Below are 25334 nucleotides of genomic sequence, written 5' to 3' on the forward strand. Positions count from 1 at the left end.
TCTTTGGTGAGTGTACTTAGCAAGGCATTAATTTAATGATGCCGTTTTTCCTTCAAGGCCAGTTTTGTGAAACGAAAATCCGGTAAACTAAAGCTGGCAAGGTAGGGGAATAGTTTTTTTTTGAAAAACGGTTAAGTAAATTATCGGAGTGGTAGAACGAATGTACAATCAAGGTGCTGTTGAGGGTGCTGCCAACACAGAATTAGGTAGCCGCGTCTTCGTCTATGAAGTGGTAGGTTTGCGTCAGAGCGAAGAAACCGATCAAACTAACTACCCAATTCGTAAAAGTGGCAGTGTGTTCATCAGAGTGCCTTACAACCGCATGAATCAAGAAATGCGACGTATCACTCGTCTAGGCGGCACAATTGTTAGCATCCAGCCCGTAACTGCTCTAGAGCCAGTTAATGGTAAAGCCTCATTTGGGAATACTACAAGCGTTGTCAGCGAGTTAGCTACATCTGGGGAAACTGCTAACAGTGAAGGAAATGGTAAAGCCACACCTGTAAATGCTCATAGTGAAGCCAAAGGCTTCGCTAAACCACCAGCTGAAGAACAGCTCAAGAACAAGGACAAGAAAGGCAACACCATGACTCAAGCGAAAGCCAAAAAAGACCAAGGTGACGTTCCTGTTAACACTTACCGCCCCAATGCTCCGTTTATTGGCAAGGTAATATCTAATGAACCGCTAGTCAAAGAAGGTGGTATTGGTATTGTTCAACACCTCAAGTTTGACATTTCCGCCGGGGATTTGAAGTATATAGAAGGTCAAAGTATTGGGATTATTCCACCAGGATTAGACAAGAACGGCAAGCCGGAAAAACTCAGACTATATTCTATCGCCTCAACTCGTCATGGCGATGATGTAGATGATAAGACAGTCTCACTGTGCGTCCGCCAGTTGGAGTACAAGCACCCGGAAACTGGCGAAACAGTCTACGGTGTTTGCTCTACACACCTGTGCTTCCTAGAACCAGGGGCAGACATAAAAATTACCGGACCTGTGGGTAAGGAAATGTTGTTACCCAATGACCCTGATGCTAATGTGATTATGTTGGCAACGGGAACAGGTATTGCCCCCATGCGGGCTTATTTGTGGCGTCAGTTTAAAGATGCGGAAAAAGCAGCCAACCCAGAATACGAATTTAAAGGATTCTCTTGGCTCATATTTGGCGTACCGACAACTCCAAACCTCTTGTATAAGGAAGAACTGGAAGAAATTCAACAAAAATATCCTAATAACTTCCGCCTCACTGCTGCCATCAGCCGCGAACAAAAAAATCCCCAAGGCGGTAGGATGTACATCCAAGACCGCGTAGCGGAACATGCTGATGAATTGTGGCAGTTGATTAAAAATGAAAAAACTCACACCTACATCTGCGGTTTGCGCGGTATGGAAGAAGGTATTGATGCAGCTTTAAAAACTGCTGCTGCTAAGGAAGGCGTAACCTGGAGTGATTACCAGAAGGAACTCAAGAAAGCCCATCGCTGGCACGTAGAAACATACTAAGTTAGTCATTAGTCATTAGTCATTGGTCATTGGTCATTGGTCATTAGTCATTAGTTTTAGACAGATGACGAAGGACAAAGGACAAATGACAAAATGACAAAGGAAGCAGGATAATCAGTAGGTAGGGCAAATGCTCTACCTACAATTGTTGTTGGTGAAATTGGGTGCAAAATTTGTGGGTGTGAAACTAGGAATACTGGGATTAGGCACTGTGGGGACGGGAACAGTGCAGTTGTTGCAAGATATAACTGGGCGTCACCCGTTGTTGCAAGAGATAGAAATCTATCGGGTGGGAGTCCGATCGCTAGATAAACCCCGTGCAGTAGAATTGTCTACGGAAGTCTTAACTACAGATTTAGAAGCTATTGTCAACGATCCGGCGGTAGATATAGTTGTCGAGGTGATGGGTGGATTGGAGCCGGCGCGATCGCTCATCCTGAAAGCTTTAAGTAATAATAAGCACGTAGTCACAGCCAATAAAGCCGCGATCGCTCGCTTTGGAGCGGAAATTTTCACAGCTGCCAATCAAGCCGGCGTATACGTCATGATAGAAGCCTCTGTGGGTGGTGGGATTCCGGTAATTCAACCCCTGAAGCAGTCTTTAAGCGTTAACCGCATTCACACTATAACCGGCATCGTTAACGGTACAACTAACTACATCCTGACGCGGATGCAAACAGAAGGCAGCAACTTCAGCGATGTCTTAGCTGATGCCCAACGTCTGGGTTATGCTGAAGCTGACCCCACAGCCGATGTCGATGGCTTAGACGCAGGCGATAAAATTGCCATCCTCGCATCATTAGGCTTTGGTGGACGCATCAACTTACAAGATGTTTATACTGAGGGGATTCGGCAAGTGAGCAAGACAGATATTGCTTACGCCGAGAAATTGGGATTTGTGATTAAATTGTTAGCGATCGCTAAACGTAATACTCCCTCATCGCCCCTTTCGGTTAGAGTTCATCCTACCTTGGTGCCTAAAGCCCACCCTTTGGCTAGCATTAACGGCGTTTACAACGCCATTCTTGTCGAAGGAGAACCCATCGGGCAAGTAATGTTTTTTGGCCCCGGTGCTGGTGCTGGTGCAACCGCCAGTGCTGTCACATCAGATATTTTAAATTTAGTTGCTGTCCTCAAAACCAATACAGCAGTTGCAAATCCCTTATTAGCTTGTGGACATCAGGAATATTGCCAAATTGCGCCAATGGCAGAACTGATAACTCGGTTTTACGCCCGTTTCCTCACGAATGATCAACCTGGAGTTATCGGTAAATTGGGTACTTGCTTTGGTAACTATGGCGTTAGCTTAGAGTCAATTGTCCAAACTGGCTTTCAAGGGGAACTAGCAGAGATTGTCGTTGTTACCCATGATGTGCCAGAAGGCAACTTTCGACAAGCTTTAGCAGAAATTCGGAATTTGTCAGCGATCGAAAGCATTCCTAGCATACTGCGTGTACTTTGAGATTAGTCTTTTAGCGATCGCTCGGCATTGAACCAGAAGTTTAGGTCTATTGCTAAACTAAAAAACAACCCTTACTCCTGCAAAGGTAGTCTTATGACCTCTGCAACCGACCCATCCACCGCCCTCACTCCTTTCCCCGACCATACGCAGCTACCAGAGTCTGATGGTACATTTGTGAAAAACTGGCAAGAGCATCCCCAAAGCATCTTACTCACTGACTCGATCACACCTGTCCTCAAACAATTACATCCTGATGGTCAATATTGTATAGGTCAGGACTTAGGTATTTACTGGCGCTTGACAGACCCGCCAGAACGAGGAGCAGAAGCACCAGATTGGTTTTATGTAGGAAATGTACCGCCCTTGCTCAATGGACAAACGCGAAGGTCTTATGTACTGTGGCGAGAGTATATTGCCCCTTTGATTGCCTTGGAATTTGTTTCTGGAGATGGTAGTGATGAACGAGATAAAACTCCTTGGAAGGGGAAATTTTGGATTTATGAGCAAGTAATTCATCCGGCTTTTTACGGGATTTATGAAGTGAATAAAGCCAGTATCGAAGTTTATGAATTAATTGGTGGACAATATCAGTTATTAGCAGCAAATGAACGCGGACATTATACTATTGCACCTTTGGGAGTTGAGTTAGGTTTGTGGCAAGGAGAATATCAAAACGCCCAATTACCCTGGCTGCGCTGGTGGGATTTGCAGGGTAATTTGTTGTTGACTGGCTCAGAAATAGCGGAACAGGAACGGCAAAGAGCCGATCGCTTAACTGCTCAATTGCGATCGCTCGGTATTGAACCAGAAGCCTATTAAATGCTCACACGCGATAGTTTCAAAAAATTGAGGATATATATATAACTGAGTGAACAAACAAATGTTAATACTAAGGAGTAAGCGCTGTGACAGATTTGAGTAACTACAATGCAGAATTAGCTGATGAAGAAATTTCAGAAGAAGAAGATCAAGAAGAAAAAGTTACTTTCCAGTATGATCCTGATAAAATTAACATTGTAACTAGGGAACCAACAATAGAGTTATTGCTTAAAAGAATCAATGAAGAAGCCCTTGATTTAGCACCTGATTTCCAACGTCATGCGGATATATGGAAAGAAGACGCCCAAAGTAGGCTTATAGAATCTATTATTATCCGTATCCCCATACCAGCATTTTATATAGATGCTACTAATGAAGATAAATGGTTAGTAGTAGATGGATTACAGCGTCTATTTGCACTAAAGCGCTTTATTCTCGACAAAAAACTCAAATTATCTGGATTAGAATATCTGACAAATCTGGAAGGTAAAACCTACGAACAAATTGATCGCAGATACCAACGCCGCCTTGAAGAAACTCAACTAACGGTATATTTAATTGAAAAAGGTACACCTCCAGAAATTAAATATAATATTTTCAAACGCATTAATACAGGAGGGCTTGCTTTGTCTCCTCAAGAATTACGCCATGCTCTTAATCCTGGTAAGGGAACAAAGTTTTTAACTAAACTTGCAGCATCTCCAGAGTTTCAGCAAGTCGTTCAACTTGGTAAGGATCGGAAAATGCGTATGGATGATCGGGAATTCATACTAGGTTTCTTAGCCTTTACTTTGACTACTTATAAGGATTATGCCGACAACAGAGATACTTTTTTAACTAAAGCACTATCTAAGACAAATAAACTCTCAGAAGCCGAACTACATAAGATTGAAAATAATTTTAAAAGAACAATTATAGCTACCTCGAACATCTTTGGAAAAGATGCCTTTCGGAAAATATCTAATTCTCAGAAAAGAAAGTTTCCTATAAATAAAGCTCTCTTTGAATCTTGGTCAGTACTTCTGAGTAAATTGAGTGATGTTCAAATGCAAATTTTAATAGATAGAAAGCAAAAATTGATTGATATATTCAAGAGATATATAGACAATGACAAAGATTTTTTAGAATCTATATCTCAGGCTGCCGAGAAAGTACAGTATAGATTTAGTACTATAGAAAAAATAATTCAGGAAGTACTTCTATGATAGGTTCCCTGGTACTCACAAATTTTAAGCCTTTTCAAAATCAACCCCTTACATTTAGACCACTTACACTTTTATCTGGACTTAACAGTACTGGTAAATCTTCTGTTTTACAAGCATTATTATTATTAAGGCAATCTTATCAAAAAGGTTTCTTGTCAGAAAAAGGCTTGGTACTCAATGGAGATTTAATTAATATTGGTACAGCTAAAGATGCGATTTTTGAAGGTGCATCTAAACAAGAACAACTAGTATTTGAAATACTTTGGAAAAATGGTACAAAAGGTGTATGGAAATTTAAATATGAAGAATATACAGAAAATAAACAAGAAGATATAGGAACTAATTTTTTAACTCTTGCTTCAGCCCCTGTAGATGATAACGTTTATCAATCGAGTTTATTTAATCAAGAATTTCATTACATTGAGGCAGAGCGTATTGGGCCTAGAAGTTTTAACAAAATCTCATATGAGAAAGTTCAAATAGGTAGAACACTCGGTGATAAGTGTGAATACACAGTAAATTTCCTAGCAGTTAATGCAAACACACCTATTTCTCACAGCCAGTTAAGTCACCCTAATGTAAAAAGTTCACGTCGACAATTCGACGATCCAGAAATACCATCACTAGCTCTAATTGATCAAGTTGAAGCGTGGATGGGAGAAATTAGCCCAGGTACACGCATTAATATTAAATCCAATCTAGATATGGATTTGATAAATATACAATACTTCTACGGTGATAATAACTTTTACCGTGCTACTAATGTTGGATTTGGTATTACCTATACTTTGCCAATTATCGTAGCAATACTTGCATCGGAACCTGATACACTCATTCTAGTTGAAAATCCAGAAGCTCATCTTCATCCTAGAGGACAAGCCAAAATGGGTGAATTGTTAGCACTGGCTGCTAGTTGTGGTGTGCAAGTGGTGATAGAAACTCATAGCGATCATGTTTTAAACGGAATTCGGCTTGCAGTTCATGGCGGCAAACTTAATCCCGAAGATGTGCAATTACACTATTTTCAGCGACAAGAAAAACAAGGACAAGCTCTTTTTACAGAAGTAATATCACCAAAAATTGATCGTAACGGCAGAATTGATTATTGGCCTGATGGATTTTTTGATGAATGGGAAAAAGATTTAATAACTTTACTTAAACCAAGAGATGTGTAGCAGATGGACTTGGAAATGGTATTGAATGAGTTATCTTTGCGAGTTGCTGCTAATGATATTCAGATGGCTAAACAAAGAATGTCAGAATTAATTCTGACCGCACGCGAAGCAGCAGAGCTAGGTGTTAAGCCAATAATTCGCACTCATCATGAGTTTTACAATACTGTATTAGCAGATAATTATTCGTTATCTAACTGGTTAGTAGATCAAACTGTAAATAGAGACGATATACGATTTATTCTGACAGCAGCAAAGACACCTTTTTTAGCAGATATTCAAGATTCAGATATTGAAAATAAAAATATACTCTCAGATTTTCTCTATGAAGGAGAAAAAAGCGAAGGTTTGGGAATTGCCTATCTACTTGAATCCTTAGCATTAAGCATAAACTCAGATCAAAAATGGGAATTTAATAGTATTTCGCTAGAATATACTTGGCTTGAAAATGATAATTTGAATTTAGATACAGTCACAGTTACTCATGCTAGTACCATAAAGAACGTAAAGGAAAATCTTTCTTGGATACAGGAACGGCTGAAAACAGGGGTTCGTGATGGTTGTAATTTATGGCAACGCAAAAAAGATTTATTTCCCTCTCTCAGCTTTTGTGAAAGTGTCGGTCAACAAATACAAAGCCTTGGCAAGGGTAGCCCGATGTTACGACAAATTGTCAGAAAGTTGTTTGAGCTAGAGAACTGTTGTAAAACTTGGACAGATGGAGATTTCGATTTAGACCTTGTTGCCAGTAAAGTTACTCCAGAAAGTGACTCTAGGCTTCAAAGTTTAGAGGATAAGCTGACCTTTAAGTGTCCTGATGATGTGTATCGTATATTCAGTTTGCACCTAAGAATGACTGGTGCAGGAGCTTGGCGGCTTCATTTTTCTACAGAATTAGGAATTGGCAAAATGATCATTGGGTACATCGGGCCAAAAATCCAATAATTTTAAAGCCAAATTAGAAAAAGCGATCGCCTTTATCTATCTTCCAAAAATTTAAGTCCAAAAGTCTTGGCAGCCTGAGCCTAGTTTTACAGAAAAACTGCGATGTCTCACAATAAGTGCGATCGCTCGGCGTTGAACCAGAAGCATAATCTTGACCAAAAATCAACTATTTATTCACATCCAGCAACCGCGAAGTTTCTAACCGACTCATCCACTTCTCTAAATAAACTCGATTACCTATTTTCTTATTTGGATCTTTAGTATCCAAAGGATAAGGCATTAGTCCCAAAATCGTTGCTGTCGTCACGCAAAACATCGATTTTTGGAAACTTATGCAAATTTGTACCCGCAAATCATCTTCACCCCGAAGACTGCGACGATAAATTTCGTGCAAATACTCTGGAAGATAGTGACGCATATCCTGCATCAGCAAGGTGGGAGGAATACCCGCGCCGCCGATGGGCAAAGGATCGGCATACAATGCGCCATATTGAAATCGGGTTTGATCTGGGGGAATTTGATATCCTTGGGCGTTGTATGAAACTGTACCGTGGAAAGGAGTTCCCCGGAAGAATACTGCTTCTACATAAGGTATTGCTGTATCTGCTAAGAAGGTCAAACCAACACTTTTGGGAATAATTTCATAGACTTCATCCCGAATTTTGACGGCGTAGGTAATTGGGTTTGATGCATTCGCCACTAACCCTGCTTTAATGTGGTCTACAACTTGGGAAATCGATTTGATTTCGCCTTGGTCGTAGCGGTCTGATAAGCTGAGGAATATATCAGCCATTACTCGCCAGAATTGACCTAAACCGGTGTAGTAAGCAGAGACGCGCAAGTGTTCTGTTAAGAAATCTGGAAACAGTTGGTTAATAACCGGAATTAAGGGATTATTTTTAAATTTTGCGGCGATAACGGCTTGCGCTCTTTCTTGAAATTCTTGTGTATCTAAATATGTATCTAGTCCGCCGCCACCGTGCCACATCATAGCTTTCAGGCAATATTCGGCATATTCAAAATTAATTCGCTTATGCCACCAGTGACGGAGTAATTTCTGAAAAGAAACCTCTCCATTAAAGTATTTAAAAAATGGGAAAAATACTAAAAACTGATGCTCGGCAATATAGTTAAGATTTTTTGAGTAGGCATCTAAAACTACGCCATAGCTTTTCAGAATGCCAACAACTTCCAGCACATTCTCTGGACTATCGGGGAGTAATGCTTCTCCTTTTTGCAGACGTTCAATATACTCAGCTAAGGGATTGTGAGTAGCTTTCTTTTTAATAGTTACCATTGCCATCTCTCCAAAAGGCATTAGTCATTTGTCATTTGTCATTTGTCATTAGTCATTTGTCATTAGTCATTTGTCATTGGGCATGGTTATTCTCTTTGTCCCCAGTTCCTAATCCCCAGCCCTGATTGCCTTATCCAAGGACACCGTTGCTACTACGTTTTGGGTATTCACCATTGCTGTAATTGTTGGTTCAGTCCAGCGTACTAACCAACCAGGTTGAATGCCGAAAATCACAATCAGCACAGCTAAAATTGCAGCTGGGGCGCGATCGCTCCAATACACACGCGGTAAGTTAATAACTGATGCAGACAAGCGTCCAAAAAAAGCGCGGTTGACGAGAATTAAGAAGTAAACGGCTGTTAAACCTGTACCAAGCATGCACAGCAGGGTTTGTACTGGAAAAACTGGAAAACTTCCCCGATAAACTACGAATTCGGAAATAAACCCGACCATTCCCGGTATACCAGCGCTGGCCATGACTCCGACAATCATCAAGCTACCGATTACTGGCATACCCCGTTCTGGGTTCAGCAGTCCTTGGATCACTTCTAAATCGCGGCTTCCGGCTTTTTTATACACAACCCCCACCAGCAAAAATAGCATTGCGGAAATCAAGCCGTGGCTAATCATTTGCATCACAGCACCCAACACACTTAAAGGTGTGGCCGCCGCCGCCGCTAACAGCACGTAACCCATGTGTCCAATGGAACTGTAGGCCACCATTTTTTTCATATCGGTTTGAGCGATCGCGCAGGATGAACCATACAATACACTTACCACTGCCCAAGTCGCTAACCAAGGAGCCACATAAGCCCAAGCTTCTGGTAACAAGTTCATCCCAAATCGCAGTAAGCCGTAAGTTCCCAACTTCAACAGCACCCCAGCCAACAGCACGGAAATCGGTGTGGAAGCTTCAACGTGAGCATCTGGCAACCAAGTATGGAACGGAACTAAGGGAATTTTAATCCCAAAACCGACCAAAATCCCCGCTAGCAGTAAAAGCTGTGTCGCTAAAGGTAGAGTCGTTGCGTTCAAGGTTGCTAGTGCAAAGTTAGAGGAACCACTCAGCCAAACCATGCCGAGGAAACTTGCTAAAATCAGAATTCCCGAAACGGCTGTATAAATGAGAAATTTTGTTGCAGCATAACCCCGTCTTGCGCCACCCCAAATGGCTATTAATAGATATAGCGGAATTAGTTCCAATTCGTAAAACAGGAAAAATAGCAGTAAATCCTGTGCCAGAAATGCTCCAGTCACCCCAACACTTAATAATAGTATCAAAGAGTAATAAAATTTCGGACGCTGTAGGGATTCATCGCTGCTGTAGATAGCAATGCAAGTTAACAATCCATTCAAAACTAGCAATGGCAAAGATAAACCATCTATCCCAAGGTTATAGTTCAAGCCTAAAACATCTACCCAAGGGAGAGACTCGGCAAACTGTTGAGTGATTTCTGCTGGATGAAACTGAATTGCTAGTACAATTGTCCACAAGAAAGCGATAATGGCAAAGACCAAAGCCACCCCACGAGCGAATTTCCCATTGATGCCAGAGGGCGAGAAACCTATTAAAGCTGCGCCGATTAATGGCACTAGAATTAAGACACTAAGCATAGGTAGATATGGAATTGGGAATTGGGAATTGGGAATTGGGAATTGGTCATTAGCAAAGGACAAATGACAAATGACAACCCCCACTAGTTAACTTTATTTGTGCCGACAGTTTAAAAAGGCAATTTATCTAGTAAACCCGATGACCAGCTGATGAAAAAACCCAGGATGCTGACAACTGCTAGGATGGTCAACATATAGCCCTGAGATTGGCCAGAAATGCTGTACTTTAAAGTTTGTCCGCCGAGAATTGTGGCAAATCCAACCAAGTTTACGAAACCGTCAACCAAGTAGCGATCGCTCCAAGCTGAAACTCTAGATAGCAGTGCTACTGCACTTACCACCGTTAGAAGATAAACTCGGTCAATATAAAAATCATAACCTAACAAGTCTTGCAGAAATCTCCACGCCAAGATTCTCGATCTTGACCAAGCTTTATGTAGATAAACTGTAGACCCTACACCTACTCCCACTACGGTAGAAGTAAACAATGCTAATGCTACATACCAATTAATACTTTCCCAATCGGGTAGTAAGTACCATTGCTGTAGCATTAGAGGTAGAAGTAGAGTAAACACTGTGAGAATCACCATTGGCAAGGCCATCTGCCAACCAACTTCTGGGGTACGACGGGTCTTTTGTTGCGGTTTCCCCCAGAAGACTAATCTAAATACTCTCGTCAAATTCAATGCTGTCAAGCCATTGACTAATACTAAAACCCCAATCACCCAAGGGCTAATATTCACAAAACCGTCAGCCCATGCTAGCATTGCCCAGAAGCTTCCCAGTGGTAGCACTGTTACCATTCCCGCTGAACCGACTACAAAGGCAGTGGTGGTGGCTGGCATTCGTGACCACAAACCACCCATTTCTGTTAAGTCTTGGCTTTGGGTAGTCAAGATGACTGAACCAGAACTCATGAATAATAATGCTTTAGCGATCGCATGAGTTAACAGCAACATCAAGGCTACACCCCCTTGCTGCAAACCCACGGCCAAAAACACTAAGCCCATGTATGCACTGGTAGAATGAGACAGCGATCGCTTAATGTCAATTTGAGCTATAGATACTAATGTTGCCCCAATCGCTGTCACCGTGCCCATAACTACCAAGGTATTCAAGGCAACTGGCGACAATGCTAACAATGGTTGCAGTTTATACAATAGATAAGCCCCACCAGCTACTACTAGTGAGTTTCGCATTACCGAAGCGGGGTTGGGTCCTTCCATTGCCTCATCTAACCACAGGTGCAGTGGAAATTGAGCGCATTTACCAGCTGGCCCAGCAATTAACGCCAACCCCAGCAACGTCGATGTCATTGGGCTTAAATTAGCTGTTTGCGCCCACTCATATAAATCCGAAAAGTTCAAACTACCGGCTAAGGTGGAAAGTGTCACCACACCCATCAGCAGCAACAAGTCTCCCACCCGTTTAGTCCAAAACGCATCCCGCGCCGCCGTCACTACTAAAGGTTGAGCATACCAGAATCCCACCAGCAAATAAGTCGAAAGCGTCAGCAATTCCAAAAGGGCATAGCTGAAAAACAAAGAATCACTGATTGCTAGACCACTCAGCGCCGCTTCAAAAAATCCCAGCAGCGCAAAAAAACGCGCCAACGACCAGTCCTTTTCCATGTAACCCAGAGCGTAAACTTGTGCCAAGAGGCTTAATCCCGTAATTAAAACTGTTGCCCCAATACTGACTGCTGAGAGTTCCAAGCTAAAAGATAAGTCTAAATCCGCAGCTTTGAACCAGGTAACTAGTAACTTTTCTGGTTCTCTATCCCAGATATTTTTAAATACAAACAGGCTATGGGCAAAAGCTAAAACACTCGTCAACAAGTTGATATATGCCGCAGGTCTTGGCCCTGTTCGCTGAATTATCCCTATTCCCCACGGCAAGGTCAAAATTGCGCCGAATAAGCTATAAAATGGCACAAACCAACTTGTTGAAAATAGAAATTGATCCATTTAAATTTCCCTTTACGACTCAGCCTTAATTTTAAAAAAAGCTTTCAAAAAGTTATGATTTATTTAATAAAATTAATTTACCCAAACACCGATGTTTTTTTTGCTATTGTTTCAACTAAATTTCCGGAAGTACTTTTACTTAACCTTACCCTATTAAATATAAGTAAAATATAACTTTACATAAGCAAAAGCATTTACTTGTCTTAACATTACCGACCTTTTTACATTTGTATTTATACTTTGATCAAAGTACTTTATAGGATATATTTGAAAAAATTATATATTTTTCACCTAGTCCTTGTACATAGACTAAAATTCGAGGAAAGATAGAGACAGCAAAACATACAGCCTCTACTTGTCCCTCGCCAGATGGGATTACCCTGAGTTATGAATGTCATTTTGTAAATGCGATAAAGAAATTATAAAGCATAAGTGGCCCTTCTAGGAATTAGTCAATTTTAATTGCCCAGAAGCGCAGATAAATTTTTGTTAATTTTTTTAAAACTTTCTTATCATAAACTATTATAGTATTTTATATTGCCAGGGATGCCAAGCTTTCCTATGCTTAATTTGGAAGTGTTTTCTTAGCTCTAAGATAAAGCTCTCCCCGTCAAAAATTTCAAACAACAGTACTGATTAGATTCATTTTGTAGGAGTTCTGCGATGCCAATTGCAGTTGGTATGATTGAAACGAAGGGCTTTCCAGCAGTAGTAGAAGCTGCTGATGCGATGGTGAAAGCCGCCCGTGTCACTTTAGTAGGCTATGAAAAAATTGGTAGCGCTCGTGTCACCGTGATCGTTAGGGGAGATGTATCGGAAGTGCAAGCTTCTGTAGCAGCTGGGGTTGAAGCGGCGAAAAGAGTTAATGGCGGTGAAGTGTTATCCACTCACATCATTGCTCGTCCTCACGAAAACCTGGAATATGTCTTGCCGATACGTTACACAGAAGCTGTGGAACAATTCCGTACTTAAAAGCTGTTTAAACAAAGTAATTAACGCTTTTTACCTGATTAAGCATCACTTTTGTCCAGGACTAAAAACTTTGAATTTGAAATAGGGATTAAAACTAATGTCAATTGCAGTGGGAATGGTTGAAACGCTAGGCTTTCCAGCAGTAGTAGAAGCTGCTGATGCAATGGTGAAAGCTGCCCGCGTCACTTTAGTAGGCTATGAAAAAATTGGTAGTGGTCGGGTGACGGTGATTGTCCGGGGTGACGTTTCGGAAGTGCAAGCTTCCGTCGCCGCAGGTGTTGAATCTGTAAAGCGGGTTTTCGGCGGACAAGTGCTGTCTACTCACATCATTGCTCGTCCTCACGAGAACTTGGAATATGTCCTGCCAATTCGTTATACCGAAGACGTAGAGCAGTTCCGGGAAAATGTGAATGCAATTCGTCCTTTTGGTAGAAGACCGTAATTTGTAATGCAAGTTGCCAAAGTTCGCGGCACAGTAGTTAGCACCCAAAAAGATCCAAGTCTCAGGGGTGTGAAACTACTGTTGTTACAATTAGTGGACGAAGATGGAAACATCCTCCCACAATATGAAGTAGCAGCAGATAGTGTGGGAGCAGGAGTAGATGAGTGGGTACTTGTCAGTCGTGGCAGTGCTGCTCGTCAAGTTCTTGGAAATGAACAACGTCCATTAGATGCAGTAGTGGTGGCGATCATAGATACCATTCACGTTGAAGATCGCCTCATTTACAGCAAAAAAGATCAATATCGATAGTCATTGGTCATTAGTCATTAGTCATTAGCTCTCGACAAATGACAAATGACAACTGACAAATGACAATATAGGAGGAATCTCGCGATGGCAGTTCGCAGCACGGCGGCACCCCCAACCCCGTGGTCAAGGAATTTAGCTGAACCCAAAATCCATGAAACTGCCTTTGTACATTCATTTTCCAATCTGATTGGGGATGTACGGTTAGGTGCAAATGTAATCGTTGCTCCGGGGACTACGATTAGAGCGGATGAAGGCACACCTTTTTATCTTGGTGAAAACACGAATATTCAAGATGGTGTTGTCATTCATGGGTTAGAGGAAGGTCGAGTAATTGGCGATGACCAAAATAAATACTCGGTATGGATTGGTAAAAACGCTTGCATTACCCACATGGCTCTAATTCACGGGCCAGCTTATGTCGGGGATAATTCCTTCATTGGCTTTCGCTCTACAGTGTTTAATGCCAGGGTGGGTGCAGGTTGCATCGTGATGATGCACGCTTTAATTCAAGATGTAGAGATTCCCCCTGGGAAGTATGTACCTTCGGGAGCGATAATTACCAACCAGCAGCAAGCCGATCGCTTGTCAGATGTGCAAGATGAGGATAAAGAATTTGCTCATCATGTGGTTGGGATTAATCAGGCGTTACGAGCTGGTTATCTCTGTGCTGCGGATAGCAAATGTATAGCACCCATTCGGGATGAAATTGCTAAATCTTATACAGGTAATGGTATTACTGTTTTAGAGTTGGAAAGGAGTAGTGAAGTGTCGAGCAATAGCTTGGGTGCAGAAACAATAGAGCAGTTGCGGTATCTATTGGAGCAAGGATATAAGATTGGTACGGAACACGTAGACCAAAGACGGTTCCGCACGGGTTCTTGGACTAGTTGCCAACCAATTGAACCGCGATCGCTGGGTGAAGCGATCGCAGCATTAGAAAGCTGTGTAAGAGAGCATAGCGGCCAATATGTCCGGCTGTTTGGCATTGACAAAGGTAGACGGCGCGTATTAGAAACCATCATCCAACGTCCAGATGATGATGTTAAACCAGCTACCAGCTTTAAGGCTCCGGCTAGTCGTGGTAATGGCAGTTATCGCAGCAGTAATGGTAATGGTAATAACTCTAGCAGTGGCAAAGTCAATGGTGAAACTGTAGAGCAAATCCGCCAACTCTTGGCAAGTGGTTACAAAATTGGTATGGAACACGTAGATGAACGTCGCTTCCGAACTGGTTCCTGGACTAGTTGCAAGCCAATTGAAGCAACTTCCATAAATCAAGTAATCTCCGGCTTGGAAGAATGTATCGAAAGCCATCAAGGTGAGTATGTGCGTTTAATCGGCATTGATACCAAAGCCAAACGGCGGGTATTAGAAAGTATTATCCAACGTCCAAATGGTCAAGTAGTCTCCTCTGGCAGCCAGAAATCATTTACTACTAGTGCAGCGCCGTCAGCAACAGCTACCAGTACCCGCTTGAGTACTGAAGTAGTAGAACAGCTGCGGCAATTATTGAGTAGTGGATATAAAATTAGCATTGAACACGTAGATGAACGGCGGTTCCGTACAGGTTCCTGGACTAGTACCGGTCAAATTCAAGCCTCCTCAGAAAGAGAAGCGATCGCAGCCGTAGAAAAGCACCTCGGCGAATATCCAGGGGAATATGTCCGCTTAATTGGTATTGACTCCAAAGCCAAACGGCGGGTATTGGAAACGATTATCCAACGTCCAAATGGTCAAGTAGCCTCCTCTGGCAGTCAGAAATCATTTACTACTAACAATGCACCCTCTGCGACTGCTACAGCAACAGCTACCAGTACCCGCTTGAGTACTGAAGTAGTAGGCCAACTTCGACAATTATTGGCTGGCGGCTCTAAAATTAGCATTGAACACGTAGACCAACGGCGATTCCGTACAGGTTCCTGGACTAGTAGCGGTCAAATTCAAGCCTCCTCAGAAAGAGAAGCGATCGCAGCCCTAGAAAAGCAACTCGGTGAATATCCAGGGGAATATGTGCGCTTAATTGGTGTTGACCCCAAAGCCAAGCGTCGGGTATTGGAAACGATCATTCAACGACCATAGTAGATAGTAGGGAGTGGGGAGTGGGGAGTGGGGAGTAGGGAATTTTAATATCCACCATTCACCATTCACCATTTACCATTCACCATTCTGGCTTCCGAGGTTAAAATTTCCATGTCTGTGCCGCCACTGCGCCTCAGCAATAACTTTGACTCTTACATTAGTGGCGAGGTGATTATTCATCCAAGCGCGGTACTTGCACCTGGGGTGATCCTGCAAGCGGCTGCAAACAGCAAGATCATCATTGGGTCAGGGGTCTGTATTGGTATGGGAGCAATTCTCCAAGTCCATGAAGGAACCCTAGAGGTAGAAGCAGGCGCAAACCTGGGAGCCGGTTTTTTGATGGTTGGCAAGGGCAAAATTGGAGCAAATGCTTGCATTGGTTCGGCAACAACAGTTTTCAACTATTCGATTGAACCTGGACAAGTAGTTCCACCTGGATCGATTTTAGGAGACACCAGTCGGCAAATTGCCCAAACAAAGCAACTTGAACCATCCACAAATAACCCAGCTTCTACAAATGCACCACCGCAGAAGGAAGAGGAAAATGGCTTAGGTGGAGTTCAGGAAAAGGTAATTTCCTCAACTAACTTCTCAGCTGCCGCTTTTGTGGATTTCAAACAAAACAAGTCGATTTCTTATTTTAAATCTCCCGCCACTTCAGAAAGACAGTCTCCTCCCGTGGAGGAACCCGCCAATGATGCTGACTCCAGCTTGGGCGAAGCCGCTCAAGAGTCTACAGAACATAACTCAAACCTCAGTCAGCCAGCCACAGAATCGCCTAACGGTTTTGGGACTCAAATTTATGGACAAGGGAGCATAAGCAGACTGTTGACTACATTGTTTCCTCATAGACAATCCTTGAACGACCCAAACTCTGACAATCAGTCCGAGTAAGTGTTAATTGTAAGTTGTCGGCTTTTTCCGTATCTTGGAGAATTCATCATGGAAACATATAATCAACGGTCTATCAATACCATCCAGGGAGCGCATCGTCAAGAGACTTACGAGGATACTGCTTTGGGTTTAGTTTCTACCCGCAGCTTTCCAGCGATCGTTGGTACGGCGGATATGATGCTGAAATCGGCGGGAGTTCACCTAGTTGGGTATGAAAAAATTGGTAGCGGTCATTGTACTGCGATCGTCCGGGGTGGAATTGCTGACGTGCGTCTGGCGGTAGAATCAGGTGTGCAAACGGCTGAACAGTTTGGTCAGTTGATTTCTAGTTTGGTGATTCCTCGACCTTATCCCAACCTAGATATAGTGCTTCCCATCACAACCCGTTTCACTAAATTGATGGAGGAGGGCAATTACAGCCGTCTGAGTAATCAAGCAATTGGTTTGGTAGAAACGCGAGGATTTCCAGCGATGGTAGGAGCGTGTGATGCCATGCTGAAAGCTGCTGATGTTCATTTGGCAGCTTATGAAAAAATTGGTGCGGGTTTGTGTACAGCGATTATTCGCGGTTCCGTAGCAAATGTGGCAGTAGCAGTGGAAGCGGGAATGTTTGAGGCAGAACGCATTGGGGAATTGAATGCAGTGATGGTAATTCCTCGACCGCTAGATGAAATGGAGCTAACCTTGCCATTAGCAAGTTGCTGGATAGAAAAACACCAACCGTTAAACTTGCCTGTGAATATTAAAGAACAAGTTGCCGAAATCGAGGTGCTAAGATTACCAGATTTAACCAAGCTAAATACAAAAGTTACGGAAGAATTATGGAATGATGAATGATGAATTTTGGAAAATCCTCATTCAGCATTCATCGGGAGATAGAAGGCATCTTACGCTTTTGCTGTTCTGATAATAGCTTCTGCAATCCATAAGTAAAATACCTTTATTTTAATAGAAACAATAGAGTTTTGTCTATAATAGAACTCGTAACTTTCTGTGAGCATTGCTATATCATTTGCCAGTGTTCAGCAATACTAGTTTTATATCTATTAATCGCTATATACAGGAGAATCACCCTTGAACCAAGCGACGCTGCACCAGTTAAAGGTGTTCGAGGCGGCGGCACGGCACAGTAGCTTTACTCGCGCTGCGGAGGAATTGTTTCTCACCCAACCTACCGTTTCGATGCAGATCAAGCAACTAACCAAATCGGTAGGGTTGCCATTATTTGAGCAAGTGGGAAAGCGGTTGTATCTGACGGAAGCAGGACGGGAATTATTTGTCACTTGTCAGCAGATTTTTGACAATATAGCCCAGTATGAAATGAAGGTGGCAGATTTAAAAGGGCTAAAGCAGGGACAATTACGCTTGGCAGTGATTACAACAGCAAAATACTTTATTCCACGTTTGTTAGGGCCGTTTTGCGAACTTTATCCAGGGATTGATATCTCGCTGCAAGTAACGAATCACGAACAAATTTTGGAACGGATGAGTCAGAATCTGGATGACTTATATATTATGAGTCAAATTCCAGACAATATAGATGTGACTTGTGAACCATTTTTAGAAAACCCTTTAATAGTCTTTGCACCGACTAATCATCCGTTATCCAAGGAAAAAAATATTCCCATACAACGCCTGTCTAACGAACCTTTTATTATGCGGGAACCAGGTTCAGGAACTCGTCGCGCCGTCCAAAGACTATTTGAAGAACAAGGGGTAACGGTAAAAGTCAAGCTAGAATTGGGAAGTAACGAAGCAATTAAACAAGCGATCGCAGGTGGTTTAGGAATTTCTGTTTTATCCCGTCATACTTTACTATTAGACGCGCCACAGTTCAGCATTTTAGATGTGCAACACTTTCCCATTCAGCGAAATTGGTACATGGTTTACCCATCTGGCAAGCAGCTATCTATCGTCGCTCGTGCCTATTCTGAGTATCTACTAGCTGCGGCAAAAAATATTGTACAGCAAAATGGTGATAGTGCTTATAGTAAGTTTGAACCAATTGAGGGGTAAAATAATTCGTAATGACGCTCTCTACGAGACGCTACGCGTAGCTAGCTTCTCCGCAGGACTACGCGGACTAGCTAGCAAGGTGAGTGTCATACCTTCAAGCAATAACGAAAGTTTTACCACGATTCTGATTACCCTGATTTTTGCATATATCTCTTTGATCACCCTGCTTATCCTTCGCGTGTTTGTTTGATAGCTTAGTGATTAAACTTAGTGATTAAACTTAGAGAATCATAGTTTTTAAAAGTAGTGGGAGCATCTTGCTAAGATGCTAGTAGTAGCAGGCAAGAAACCCAGACGACTCCAGGGTTTCTCTGTTGTATAAATTCCAAAATAATATTGGTGGGACTAGAAGATCAAAAGTTTTTTAAAATAAAAATTATGCTGTAAACTCCTTTGATTTATACAGAGGGAATCTAGAGGATATACACCATGAACAAAATTAAACAAAGAATTTTCATAGAGGAATTGCAAGCTCCAGTTTACGAGGAACTTTCAGATTACAAGACAGTTAATATTGTGGGCGCACTAAGAGGTTGTTTGAAAAGTGTTTCCCTGTGATTTTAGGCACTTTTAGATCCCCCCTAACCCCCCTTAAAAAGGGGGGAACCGGAATCAAAGTCTCCCTTTTTAAGGGGAGCCACTGCGTTGGGCGGCTCTGCCGACTTGAAGCACGTGGCGTGGATTTAGGGGGATCTAAAATTTTTGATACCGACAAGAGGAGTTTTCAAACATCCTCTAAGTAAACTTACATAAAATATGTTGGATTTGCCGTAAAAATACCCAAAAAAGCACTTTCGCAATATTCAGTTAAAACACCAATGACAAATCATGTAGGTATTTTTTATTCTGAAGTTGTAATTAACAAGAAATCGAACAAATGTTCACAACTTGTTACAGCTAGCTGCCAAGTTGCCTTCTGTATCGGGTTTTACCAACTGCTAAGAAAGCTCATGTCTCAAGGGTAACGCCCAATTAATTGCCCGTTATAAATTTTCCCGCCCACCTACTTTACCGCCGTAGGCATCGCCTCAGCAGTCAATAGTCATTTTGACACTCCCCATCCCCTCATCTCCCCTCGTCAATATTTAGATGCGTTCGCCCTGGGGTTGACGGTTACACCGGGAAGCATTGACAATTAACCAGGAGGCTCAATTAAAAATGGGGGAAAACTGGCAGTGGTTAACCCGGAAATACCATCTTGGCGCAAAACAGTACAAAGCGAGATTGTAGCTGTTACTGTGTATTCTGACAGAGCGCTGGTTACACGGCGGGGTGTAGTTGAGTTAACAGGAATTGAACAGGAATTAGTAATTACACCAGTGCCAGTGACTCTAGAAACTGAGTCTGTCAGAGTTAGCGGTACAGGTACGGTAGGGGTGCGCTTGGTGGGAGTTAGTAGCGATCGCATCTACACTACTGAACCTGTAGCGGAGCGAGTAGCACATTTGACAAGGCAAATTCAGCAATTAGAAGCAGAAAAACGCCATCTGCAAGCCCAAGTGGATGCTTTAGCCTTACAGTCTAGTTTTATCGAAGGCTTACGGGAAAAAACAGAAGAACCCTTTTCACAGAGTTTGTCTCGGAAAAATCTCAGCCTCAGCGAAACTTTAGATTTCCTCAACTTTCTCGGAAGCCAGTATAGTGAGTATGCGATCGCATCTGGAGAGTGCAAAACCCAACAGCAGGAGTTAGACAAACAACTGCAAGCACTCCACACCTCATTGCAAAAAATCCAAACACCCCATCCTAAAGAAAGTTTTAGCTTAGTTGTAGCGATTGAAGTTACGGGTGAAGGCGAATTTGAATTAGAGCTATCATACTTAGTGAATCGCGCTAGTTGGACTCCCCTTTATGACTTGCGCTTTAACACTACCAGCGATATTGTGCATCTGAGCTATCTTGCAGAAATCACCCAAAGCAGTGGCGAAGATTGGATTGATGCAAATCTCACCCTTTCTACTGCTAAACCAGGATTAGGTACACTTCCACCCAAACTTGAACCCTGGTATATTGATGCGCCACTTCCGCAAAGAGTGCGAGAACGACGATCTCGACTAGCTGCCCAGCCGCCACTACTGCCTAGCATACCAGAACTGCCTGCTTCTGCTGCCAGAGCGGATTGGCAAGAACAAGACGAAGTTACAGAGGATAGTCTTATCCCAGCAGAAACCGTTGCAGCAGAAGTATCCAAAGAAGGGAGTGTAGTTACCTTTAAACTGAATAGTGGCGGTAACATTCCCAGTGATGGCGCACCCCATAAAACTACAATTTTCAACGATGATTATCACTGTAACTTTGATTATGTGGCAATACCACGCTTGGTAAGCTTTGCTTATTTGCAAGCTAATGTGAAAAATAGTCCCAACGGTGCGACTTTGTTACCAGGTAAAGCGAATATTTTCCGCGACAACATTTTTGTCGGCACTACTGGGTTAGATAATATTGCACCAGGACAAGAGTTTAAACTAAACTTAGGAATTGACGAAGGTTTAAAAATTGAGCGCGACTTAGTTGAACGTCTGGTAGATAAAAGATTAATTAGCAACCAGCGCCGGATTACTTATAGTTATCGGTTGATAATTACTAACTTACTCGATAAAGAAGTAAATCTGAAACTAACTGAACAATTGCCAGTTAGCCGCAACGAGCAAATTAAGGTGCGCCTCAGTCGCAGCAACCCACAAATTCAACTTGGTGAAATGGGAATCTTAGAATGGCAGTTAACTCTGCCACCACAGGAGCGACGAGAGATATATTACCAGTTTAATGTTGAACATCCGCCTGACTTAACAGTCGTTGGGTTAGATATTTAGCTTAAACAGTAGAAGCATAATACCCGGAACCCCACCCCGCCAAAGCTACGCTTTAGCTCCCCTCCCCGCCGGCGGGGAGGGGTTGGGGGTGGGGTTCTTTTATTCAAAACGCAGCCTCCACAACTGTCCCCACCAAACACGCTTTATTCAAATTAACGCCGCTCAAATTTGCACCTTCTAACTCTGCACACAACAAATTCGCTCCCGTCAAATTCGCCCCCGCCAAATTCGCCCCCCGCAAGTCAGCTTCTTCCAGGTTTGCTTCACTCAACAAAGTCCCTCGCAAATCAGCGCGACTCAAGTCTGCACCTTTGAGATTTGCCCCTGTCAGGTTTGCACCGCGCAAGTCAGCACCGCGCAAGTCAACCCCTTGCAAGTTCACATTTATCAAATTAGCACCACTCAAGAAAGCACCCACCAACGACACATCACTGAGTCTTGCTCCCATCAAGTTAGCGCCACGCAAATTGCTACCCCGCAAGTCAGCACCCGTTAAATCTGCTTGCATCAGGTTTGCTCCCATCAAATTCGCTCGCAAGTCAGTTTCTTGGAGGTTGGCTCCCATAAAATTTGCCCCCTCAAAATGCCCACCTTCGAGTTTAGAACCAGCGAAATTAGTACCGACAAGGGTAGCACCAGCAAGATTAATCCGGCTTAAATCCAGTCGTGAGAGTTCCTCGTCTTCTAAATTTGCCCCTGGAAGTTGTTTGAGTTTTCCTAATCTAATGGCTTCAATATTCATGTAAAGTAACTATTAATCTCCTCACTTATCTTGCTGTGGCTATCCCATTGGGAATCAAGTATCCAGATACCGGCGCTGACTTTGGGTGTCATCAAGGGTAAGTCGAGTCCCTGTTGTAAACCCATAACTAATAAAGCTAGGGTATCTACAAGTTTAGGATCAAAGCGGGTAGATTCTTGCTGTTTGCACTCATCTAAAGCTTGAGTAAATATTTGTTCCCGGCTTTGATTTGACGATTTTCGCTGATTGACTCGCCACTGAAAGTCTGCCAATAATGCCAAAATTCTCGACTCTAAGGGAATTTCATCTCCAGCTAAACCTGCTGGTTCCCCTACGCCATTCCACCACTCGGTTTGGTGAGTGATAATTTGGGCAACGGCTCGCAGTCGTGGCATGGTTCGCAATACTTGCGCCCCTGGTATTAAAGGACAACTGGGAGCATCTTGTTGGTAGCGTGTGGGTATATTACCAGAAGTGAGAACGCTTTCGGCATTTTGTAATGGATCTATGCGATGCAACAAAGCCGCCAGCCGCAATCTCTTTATCTGCCATGCGGGAAGATCCAAAAGCTGGGCGATCGCTTCAGCAAGTACAACTACTTCCGCAGCTGCCATTGGATTGTTGACATCTGCCATATCCATCAGTTGCGCCATTCGCAAAAAGGCTTGGATTTCGTTAGAAACCAAGTTGCGATCCAGCGTTTGTTTCTGAAGCGCTGTGGGGATAGATAAATTATCTTGCCCAGTCTGGAGATAATCTACTACACGGGAGACAACTGCACCCAAATTTTGGGATCTGTCCATTGAAGGTACAATTTGCTCTTTATCGGCTGTGAGTTTTTTCGCCAGTTCTGGGTTGTATTTTTTGATGTGAGCGATCGCTATTTCTGCTGTCTCTTGCACTAACTCCGGCTCAAATGTCCACAAGCCATAGAATTTGCGCTCTAAGTCTGATGTCGGTACTCCAGTGCTACCATAATCAGCTTCTGATAATTCTTGACAAATTACCATCGCTGTGTAATTAGGCGATAAAATAATTAAGTGCCACTCTTGTGCTACTGGATCGATTCGATCTAATGCCACTAAGTCTACATTGGGTAGCTGGCTGGTGGGATGTTCAGCAAAGCCAGATTCAGCAGCAGCCATAATCACAATTTCGCGGCTGCGCTGGGCGATATCTGCATATCGTTGAGCTTCTTGTAGATACCATTTACCCCGTTGGAAGGCTGAGATGACCAGGGGTGTACCGTCGTCGGTTAAAATATGGTCTTCTAGAGCGTGGCACAGGGCAACTAAGGTATTTTTGTAGTAAACACCGAATCGAATTGGCCTGGTGGTGTGGCGATGGGCTGATTCTAGCTGTTGTAGGATTGAACCTTCTAACATGGGATTGGGTGAAAATAACCGCAGAGGGGAGTGAGTAGGGTAGGAGGGCAGGTGAGAGACAAGCAGATAAAATTTGCTCTTGTGTGATTGAGCGAATTTTATCAAACAGCTGCTAACTGTTTTTCTTTCGTCTCTATTGGTGCTGTAAGTGCTGCTTCTAAGTCGGCACAACCCAGTTTTTCTTCTAAAATTTTCATGACTTCGCGTCCGAAATCGTTGGGGTTTTGTTGCCAAGCTTGCAAGCAGACTTCACCAAAGAATGAACCAAGGGGTTCGGGATTCCAAAGGAGTTTTTTGGCTGTCCACGGCATCAAACTCATTGGATCATACCCTGGTTTGAGGATACCTTCTTTAAAAGCGTATTCTTCTAGATGAGTATGGGGTTGTAGTCCAATAAAGAAAATGGCAGGTTCGACTTTATCAGCACCAAAAATCCGTTCTAGTTCGCGGTGGTAGGCGATGGTTTGGCGGATGGTTTCGGGACGTTCGTCAATCACATTAAAGGAGTAGTTGACGGAAACTAAGTCGTTGAAACCAGCTGCTTTTAAATCGCGGCAGTTTTGCAAGACGTTTCGCAGGTTATACCCCATCCGCATTTTCCGCACGAGTTCTTGAGAACCACTGGTAATCCCAATTTCAAAGTAGTTCATCCCAGTTTTAGCCATCAAGTCGCACAACTGGGGTGTCAAATTGTCGGCTCTAATGTAAGCTGCCCAGTGGATATCTGTCATACCAGAATCGACGATTTTTTGCAAGAGTTCTATGGCATCGTCGATAAATTTTCGCGCTGGGATGAATTGGGCATCGGTAAACCAGAAGTTGCGAATGCCGCGATCGTATAATTGGCGCATCTCAGCAACTACTTCATCTGCTGGGTTGATGCGTACTTGTTTACCTTCCACAACAGTGTAGACGCAATAACAACAGTTGTGAGGACAACCACGCTTAGTTTGTACACCTATATAAAAATCTTGCTCTTGCAGGTAATAGTTAAATTCCGGCCAGATGCTTTCGATATAGTCGTAGTTACAAGCTGTTTTTTCTATTGGGGTGGGTTGTTCGTGAATTAGCCGTTCCCGTGGTTGAGTTTCTCCGACAACGTAACAGCGTTCATCTCGAAAATCTCTGCCACTTAAAAGTTTTTCTAGCAGAGTTTCGCCTTCACCCACAGAAATAATTGCCCCTTGAGGTAAGCTTTTACCCAACTGTTCATAAAATACACTAACTGCACCACCACCTACAACTACACGAGCATCAGAATTATATTTTTGGGCACGCTTTAAACCGCGTTTGATTAAGCCCTGATTTTGCCACAATTCTACATAGTAAGCGATGAAGATTCGTAAACCGCCGAATCCACCACGTAGTTTTAATAGAGGATTCTTCGCGTAGTAAAATTCAAAGGCGTTTTGTAGTGGATTACCACCACGCCCACCAACTGGGGCATAAATTTGAATATCTCGCCAAGAAAATACTAACAGTGTCGGTTTAAATTCATCGATACAGCGATCCAAGGCGGTAGCGTAATCTAAAGGTGGCACTGTTCCCAAATCAAAGATCCGCTGTTCGATATTCGGAAACTGTTTGTGAACGTGATCGCTCAGGTAGACAACCCCAATGGGAAAGATAGGGTTACAAGGAAGGCGAACGTAAAGAATTCGATTTTCCATCATAGGTATTTTGACTTCCATCTT

Annotated in this window: 21 protein-coding genes; 14 read left to right on the forward strand and 7 right to left on the reverse strand. The window is 42.9% G+C overall.

Going from position 1 to position 25334, the window contains the following annotated elements; all coding sequences use genetic code 11:
* Positions 1 to 160 precede the first annotated feature (160 nt).
* The 6 genes from petH (at position 161) to V7K27_RS08385 (ending at position 7110) form a co-directional block, all read left to right on the forward strand.
* Positions 161 to 1507 carry a ferredoxin--NADP reductase gene (gene petH, locus V7K27_RS08360; RefSeq protein WP_334946283.1) on the forward strand — a complete coding sequence of 449 codons (1347 nt, stop codon included), beginning with the start codon at positions 161 to 163 and terminating at the stop codon, positions 1505 to 1507.
* Between the two features lie 175 nt (positions 1508 to 1682).
* Positions 1683 to 2969: a homoserine dehydrogenase gene (locus V7K27_RS08365; protein WP_334946285.1), complete on the forward strand. Its 1287-nt coding sequence runs from the start codon at positions 1683 to 1685 to the stop codon at positions 2967 to 2969.
* Between the two features lie 93 nt (positions 2970 to 3062).
* Complete coding sequence (locus tag V7K27_RS08370) at positions 3063 to 3788, forward strand: Uma2 family endonuclease (protein WP_334946118.1); 726 nt, start codon at positions 3063 to 3065, stop codon at positions 3786 to 3788.
* A gap of 86 nt (positions 3789 to 3874) precedes the next feature.
* Entirely contained in the window at positions 3875 to 4993 is a 1119-nt protein-coding gene (locus V7K27_RS08375; RefSeq protein WP_334946120.1) for a DUF262 domain-containing protein, read from the forward strand.
* Entirely contained in the window at positions 4990 to 6168 is a 1179-nt protein-coding gene (locus tag V7K27_RS08380) for an AAA family ATPase (protein WP_334946122.1), read from the forward strand. The genes V7K27_RS08375 and V7K27_RS08380 overlap by 4 nt, the downstream gene beginning before the upstream one ends.
* A 3-nt stretch (positions 6169 to 6171) precedes the next feature.
* Positions 6172 to 7110, forward strand: a complete 939-nt coding sequence (locus V7K27_RS08385) for a hypothetical protein (protein WP_334946124.1) — start codon at positions 6172 to 6174, stop codon at positions 7108 to 7110.
* A gap of 13 nt (positions 7111 to 7123) precedes the next feature.
* Here the strand turns inward: V7K27_RS08385 and V7K27_RS08390 are convergent, their stop codons facing one another.
* The 4 genes from V7K27_RS08390 to V7K27_RS08405 form a co-directional block, all read right to left on the reverse strand.
* Complete coding sequence (locus V7K27_RS08390; RefSeq protein ID WP_334946127.1) at positions 7124 to 7276, reverse strand: hypothetical protein; 153 nt, start codon at positions 7274 to 7276, stop codon at positions 7124 to 7126.
* The gene (locus tag V7K27_RS08395; RefSeq protein ID WP_334946287.1) at positions 7277 to 8407 is read right to left on the reverse strand and encodes a CO2 hydration protein; all 1131 of its coding nucleotides are present in this window, start codon (positions 8405 to 8407) and stop codon (positions 7277 to 7279) included.
* A gap of 108 nt (positions 8408 to 8515) precedes the next feature.
* Entirely contained in the window at positions 8516 to 10021 is a 1506-nt protein-coding gene (locus V7K27_RS08400) for an NADH-quinone oxidoreductase subunit M (protein WP_334946129.1), read from the reverse strand.
* Between the two features lie 110 nt (positions 10022 to 10131).
* Positions 10132 to 11988, reverse strand: a complete 1857-nt coding sequence (locus V7K27_RS08405) for an NAD(P)H-quinone oxidoreductase subunit F (RefSeq protein WP_334946131.1) — start codon at positions 11986 to 11988, stop codon at positions 10132 to 10134.
* Positions 11989 to 12651: 663 nt separating this feature from the next.
* Here V7K27_RS08405 and V7K27_RS08410 point away from each other — a divergent pair.
* The 8 genes from V7K27_RS08410 to V7K27_RS08445 all read left to right on the forward strand — a co-directional run bounded on the left by V7K27_RS08410 (position 12652) and on the right by V7K27_RS08445 (position 21513).
* A complete protein-coding gene (locus V7K27_RS08410) occupies positions 12652 to 12960 on the forward strand; it encodes a carbon dioxide-concentrating mechanism protein CcmK (protein WP_190891121.1) in 309 nt (102 codons plus the stop codon).
* A gap of 97 nt (positions 12961 to 13057) precedes the next feature.
* Positions 13058 to 13402, forward strand: coding sequence for a carbon dioxide-concentrating mechanism protein CcmK (locus V7K27_RS08415; RefSeq protein WP_196515968.1), 345 nt, complete (start codon positions 13058 to 13060; stop codon positions 13400 to 13402).
* A 6-nt stretch (positions 13403 to 13408) separates the two neighbouring features.
* A complete protein-coding gene (locus tag V7K27_RS08420; protein ID WP_229460483.1) occupies positions 13409 to 13711 on the forward strand; it encodes a EutN/CcmL family microcompartment protein in 303 nt (100 codons plus the stop codon).
* Between the two features lie 84 nt (positions 13712 to 13795).
* Positions 13796 to 15790 (forward strand): ribulose bisphosphate carboxylase small subunit, encoded by a 1995-nt coding sequence (locus tag V7K27_RS08425; protein ID WP_334946133.1) that lies wholly within the window; start codon positions 13796 to 13798, stop codon positions 15788 to 15790.
* 111 nt (positions 15791 to 15901) lie between these two features.
* Positions 15902 to 16684: a transferase gene (locus V7K27_RS08430; RefSeq protein WP_334946135.1), complete on the forward strand. Its 783-nt coding sequence runs from the start codon at positions 15902 to 15904 to the stop codon at positions 16682 to 16684.
* 48 nt (positions 16685 to 16732) lie between these two features.
* Positions 16733 to 17521 carry a BMC domain-containing protein gene (locus V7K27_RS08435; RefSeq protein ID WP_334946136.1) on the forward strand — a complete coding sequence of 263 codons (789 nt, stop codon included), beginning with the start codon at positions 16733 to 16735 and terminating at the stop codon, positions 17519 to 17521.
* 237 nt (positions 17522 to 17758) lie between these two features.
* Complete coding sequence (locus tag V7K27_RS08440) at positions 17759 to 18700, forward strand: LysR family transcriptional regulator (protein WP_334946138.1); 942 nt, start codon at positions 17759 to 17761, stop codon at positions 18698 to 18700.
* Positions 18701 to 19875: 1175 nt separating this feature from the next.
* Complete coding sequence (locus V7K27_RS08445) at positions 19876 to 21513, forward strand: mucoidy inhibitor MuiA family protein (protein WP_334946140.1); 1638 nt, start codon at positions 19876 to 19878, stop codon at positions 21511 to 21513.
* A 103-nt stretch (positions 21514 to 21616) separates the two neighbouring features.
* Here V7K27_RS08445 and V7K27_RS08450 read toward each other — a convergent pair whose 3' ends face one another.
* The 3 genes from V7K27_RS08450 to V7K27_RS08460 form a co-directional block, all read right to left on the reverse strand.
* A complete protein-coding gene (locus V7K27_RS08450) occupies positions 21617 to 22255 on the reverse strand; it encodes a pentapeptide repeat-containing protein (RefSeq protein ID WP_334946142.1) in 639 nt (212 codons plus the stop codon).
* The gene (locus tag V7K27_RS08455; protein ID WP_334946144.1) at positions 22252 to 23640 is read right to left on the reverse strand and encodes a DICT sensory domain-containing protein; all 1389 of its coding nucleotides are present in this window, start codon (positions 23638 to 23640) and stop codon (positions 22252 to 22254) included. The genes V7K27_RS08450 and V7K27_RS08455 overlap by 4 nt, the downstream gene beginning before the upstream one ends.
* Before the next feature lie 101 nt (positions 23641 to 23741).
* The gene (locus V7K27_RS08460; protein ID WP_334946146.1) at positions 23742 to 25331 is read right to left on the reverse strand and encodes a photosystem II high light acclimation radical SAM protein; all 1590 of its coding nucleotides are present in this window, start codon (positions 25329 to 25331) and stop codon (positions 23742 to 23744) included.
* Between the last annotated feature and the right edge of the window lie 3 nt (positions 25332 to 25334).

This window comes from Nostoc sp. (genome assembly GCF_036919575.1).
Lineage (GTDB): Bacteria > Cyanobacteriota > Cyanobacteriia > Cyanobacteriales > Nostocaceae > Nostoc.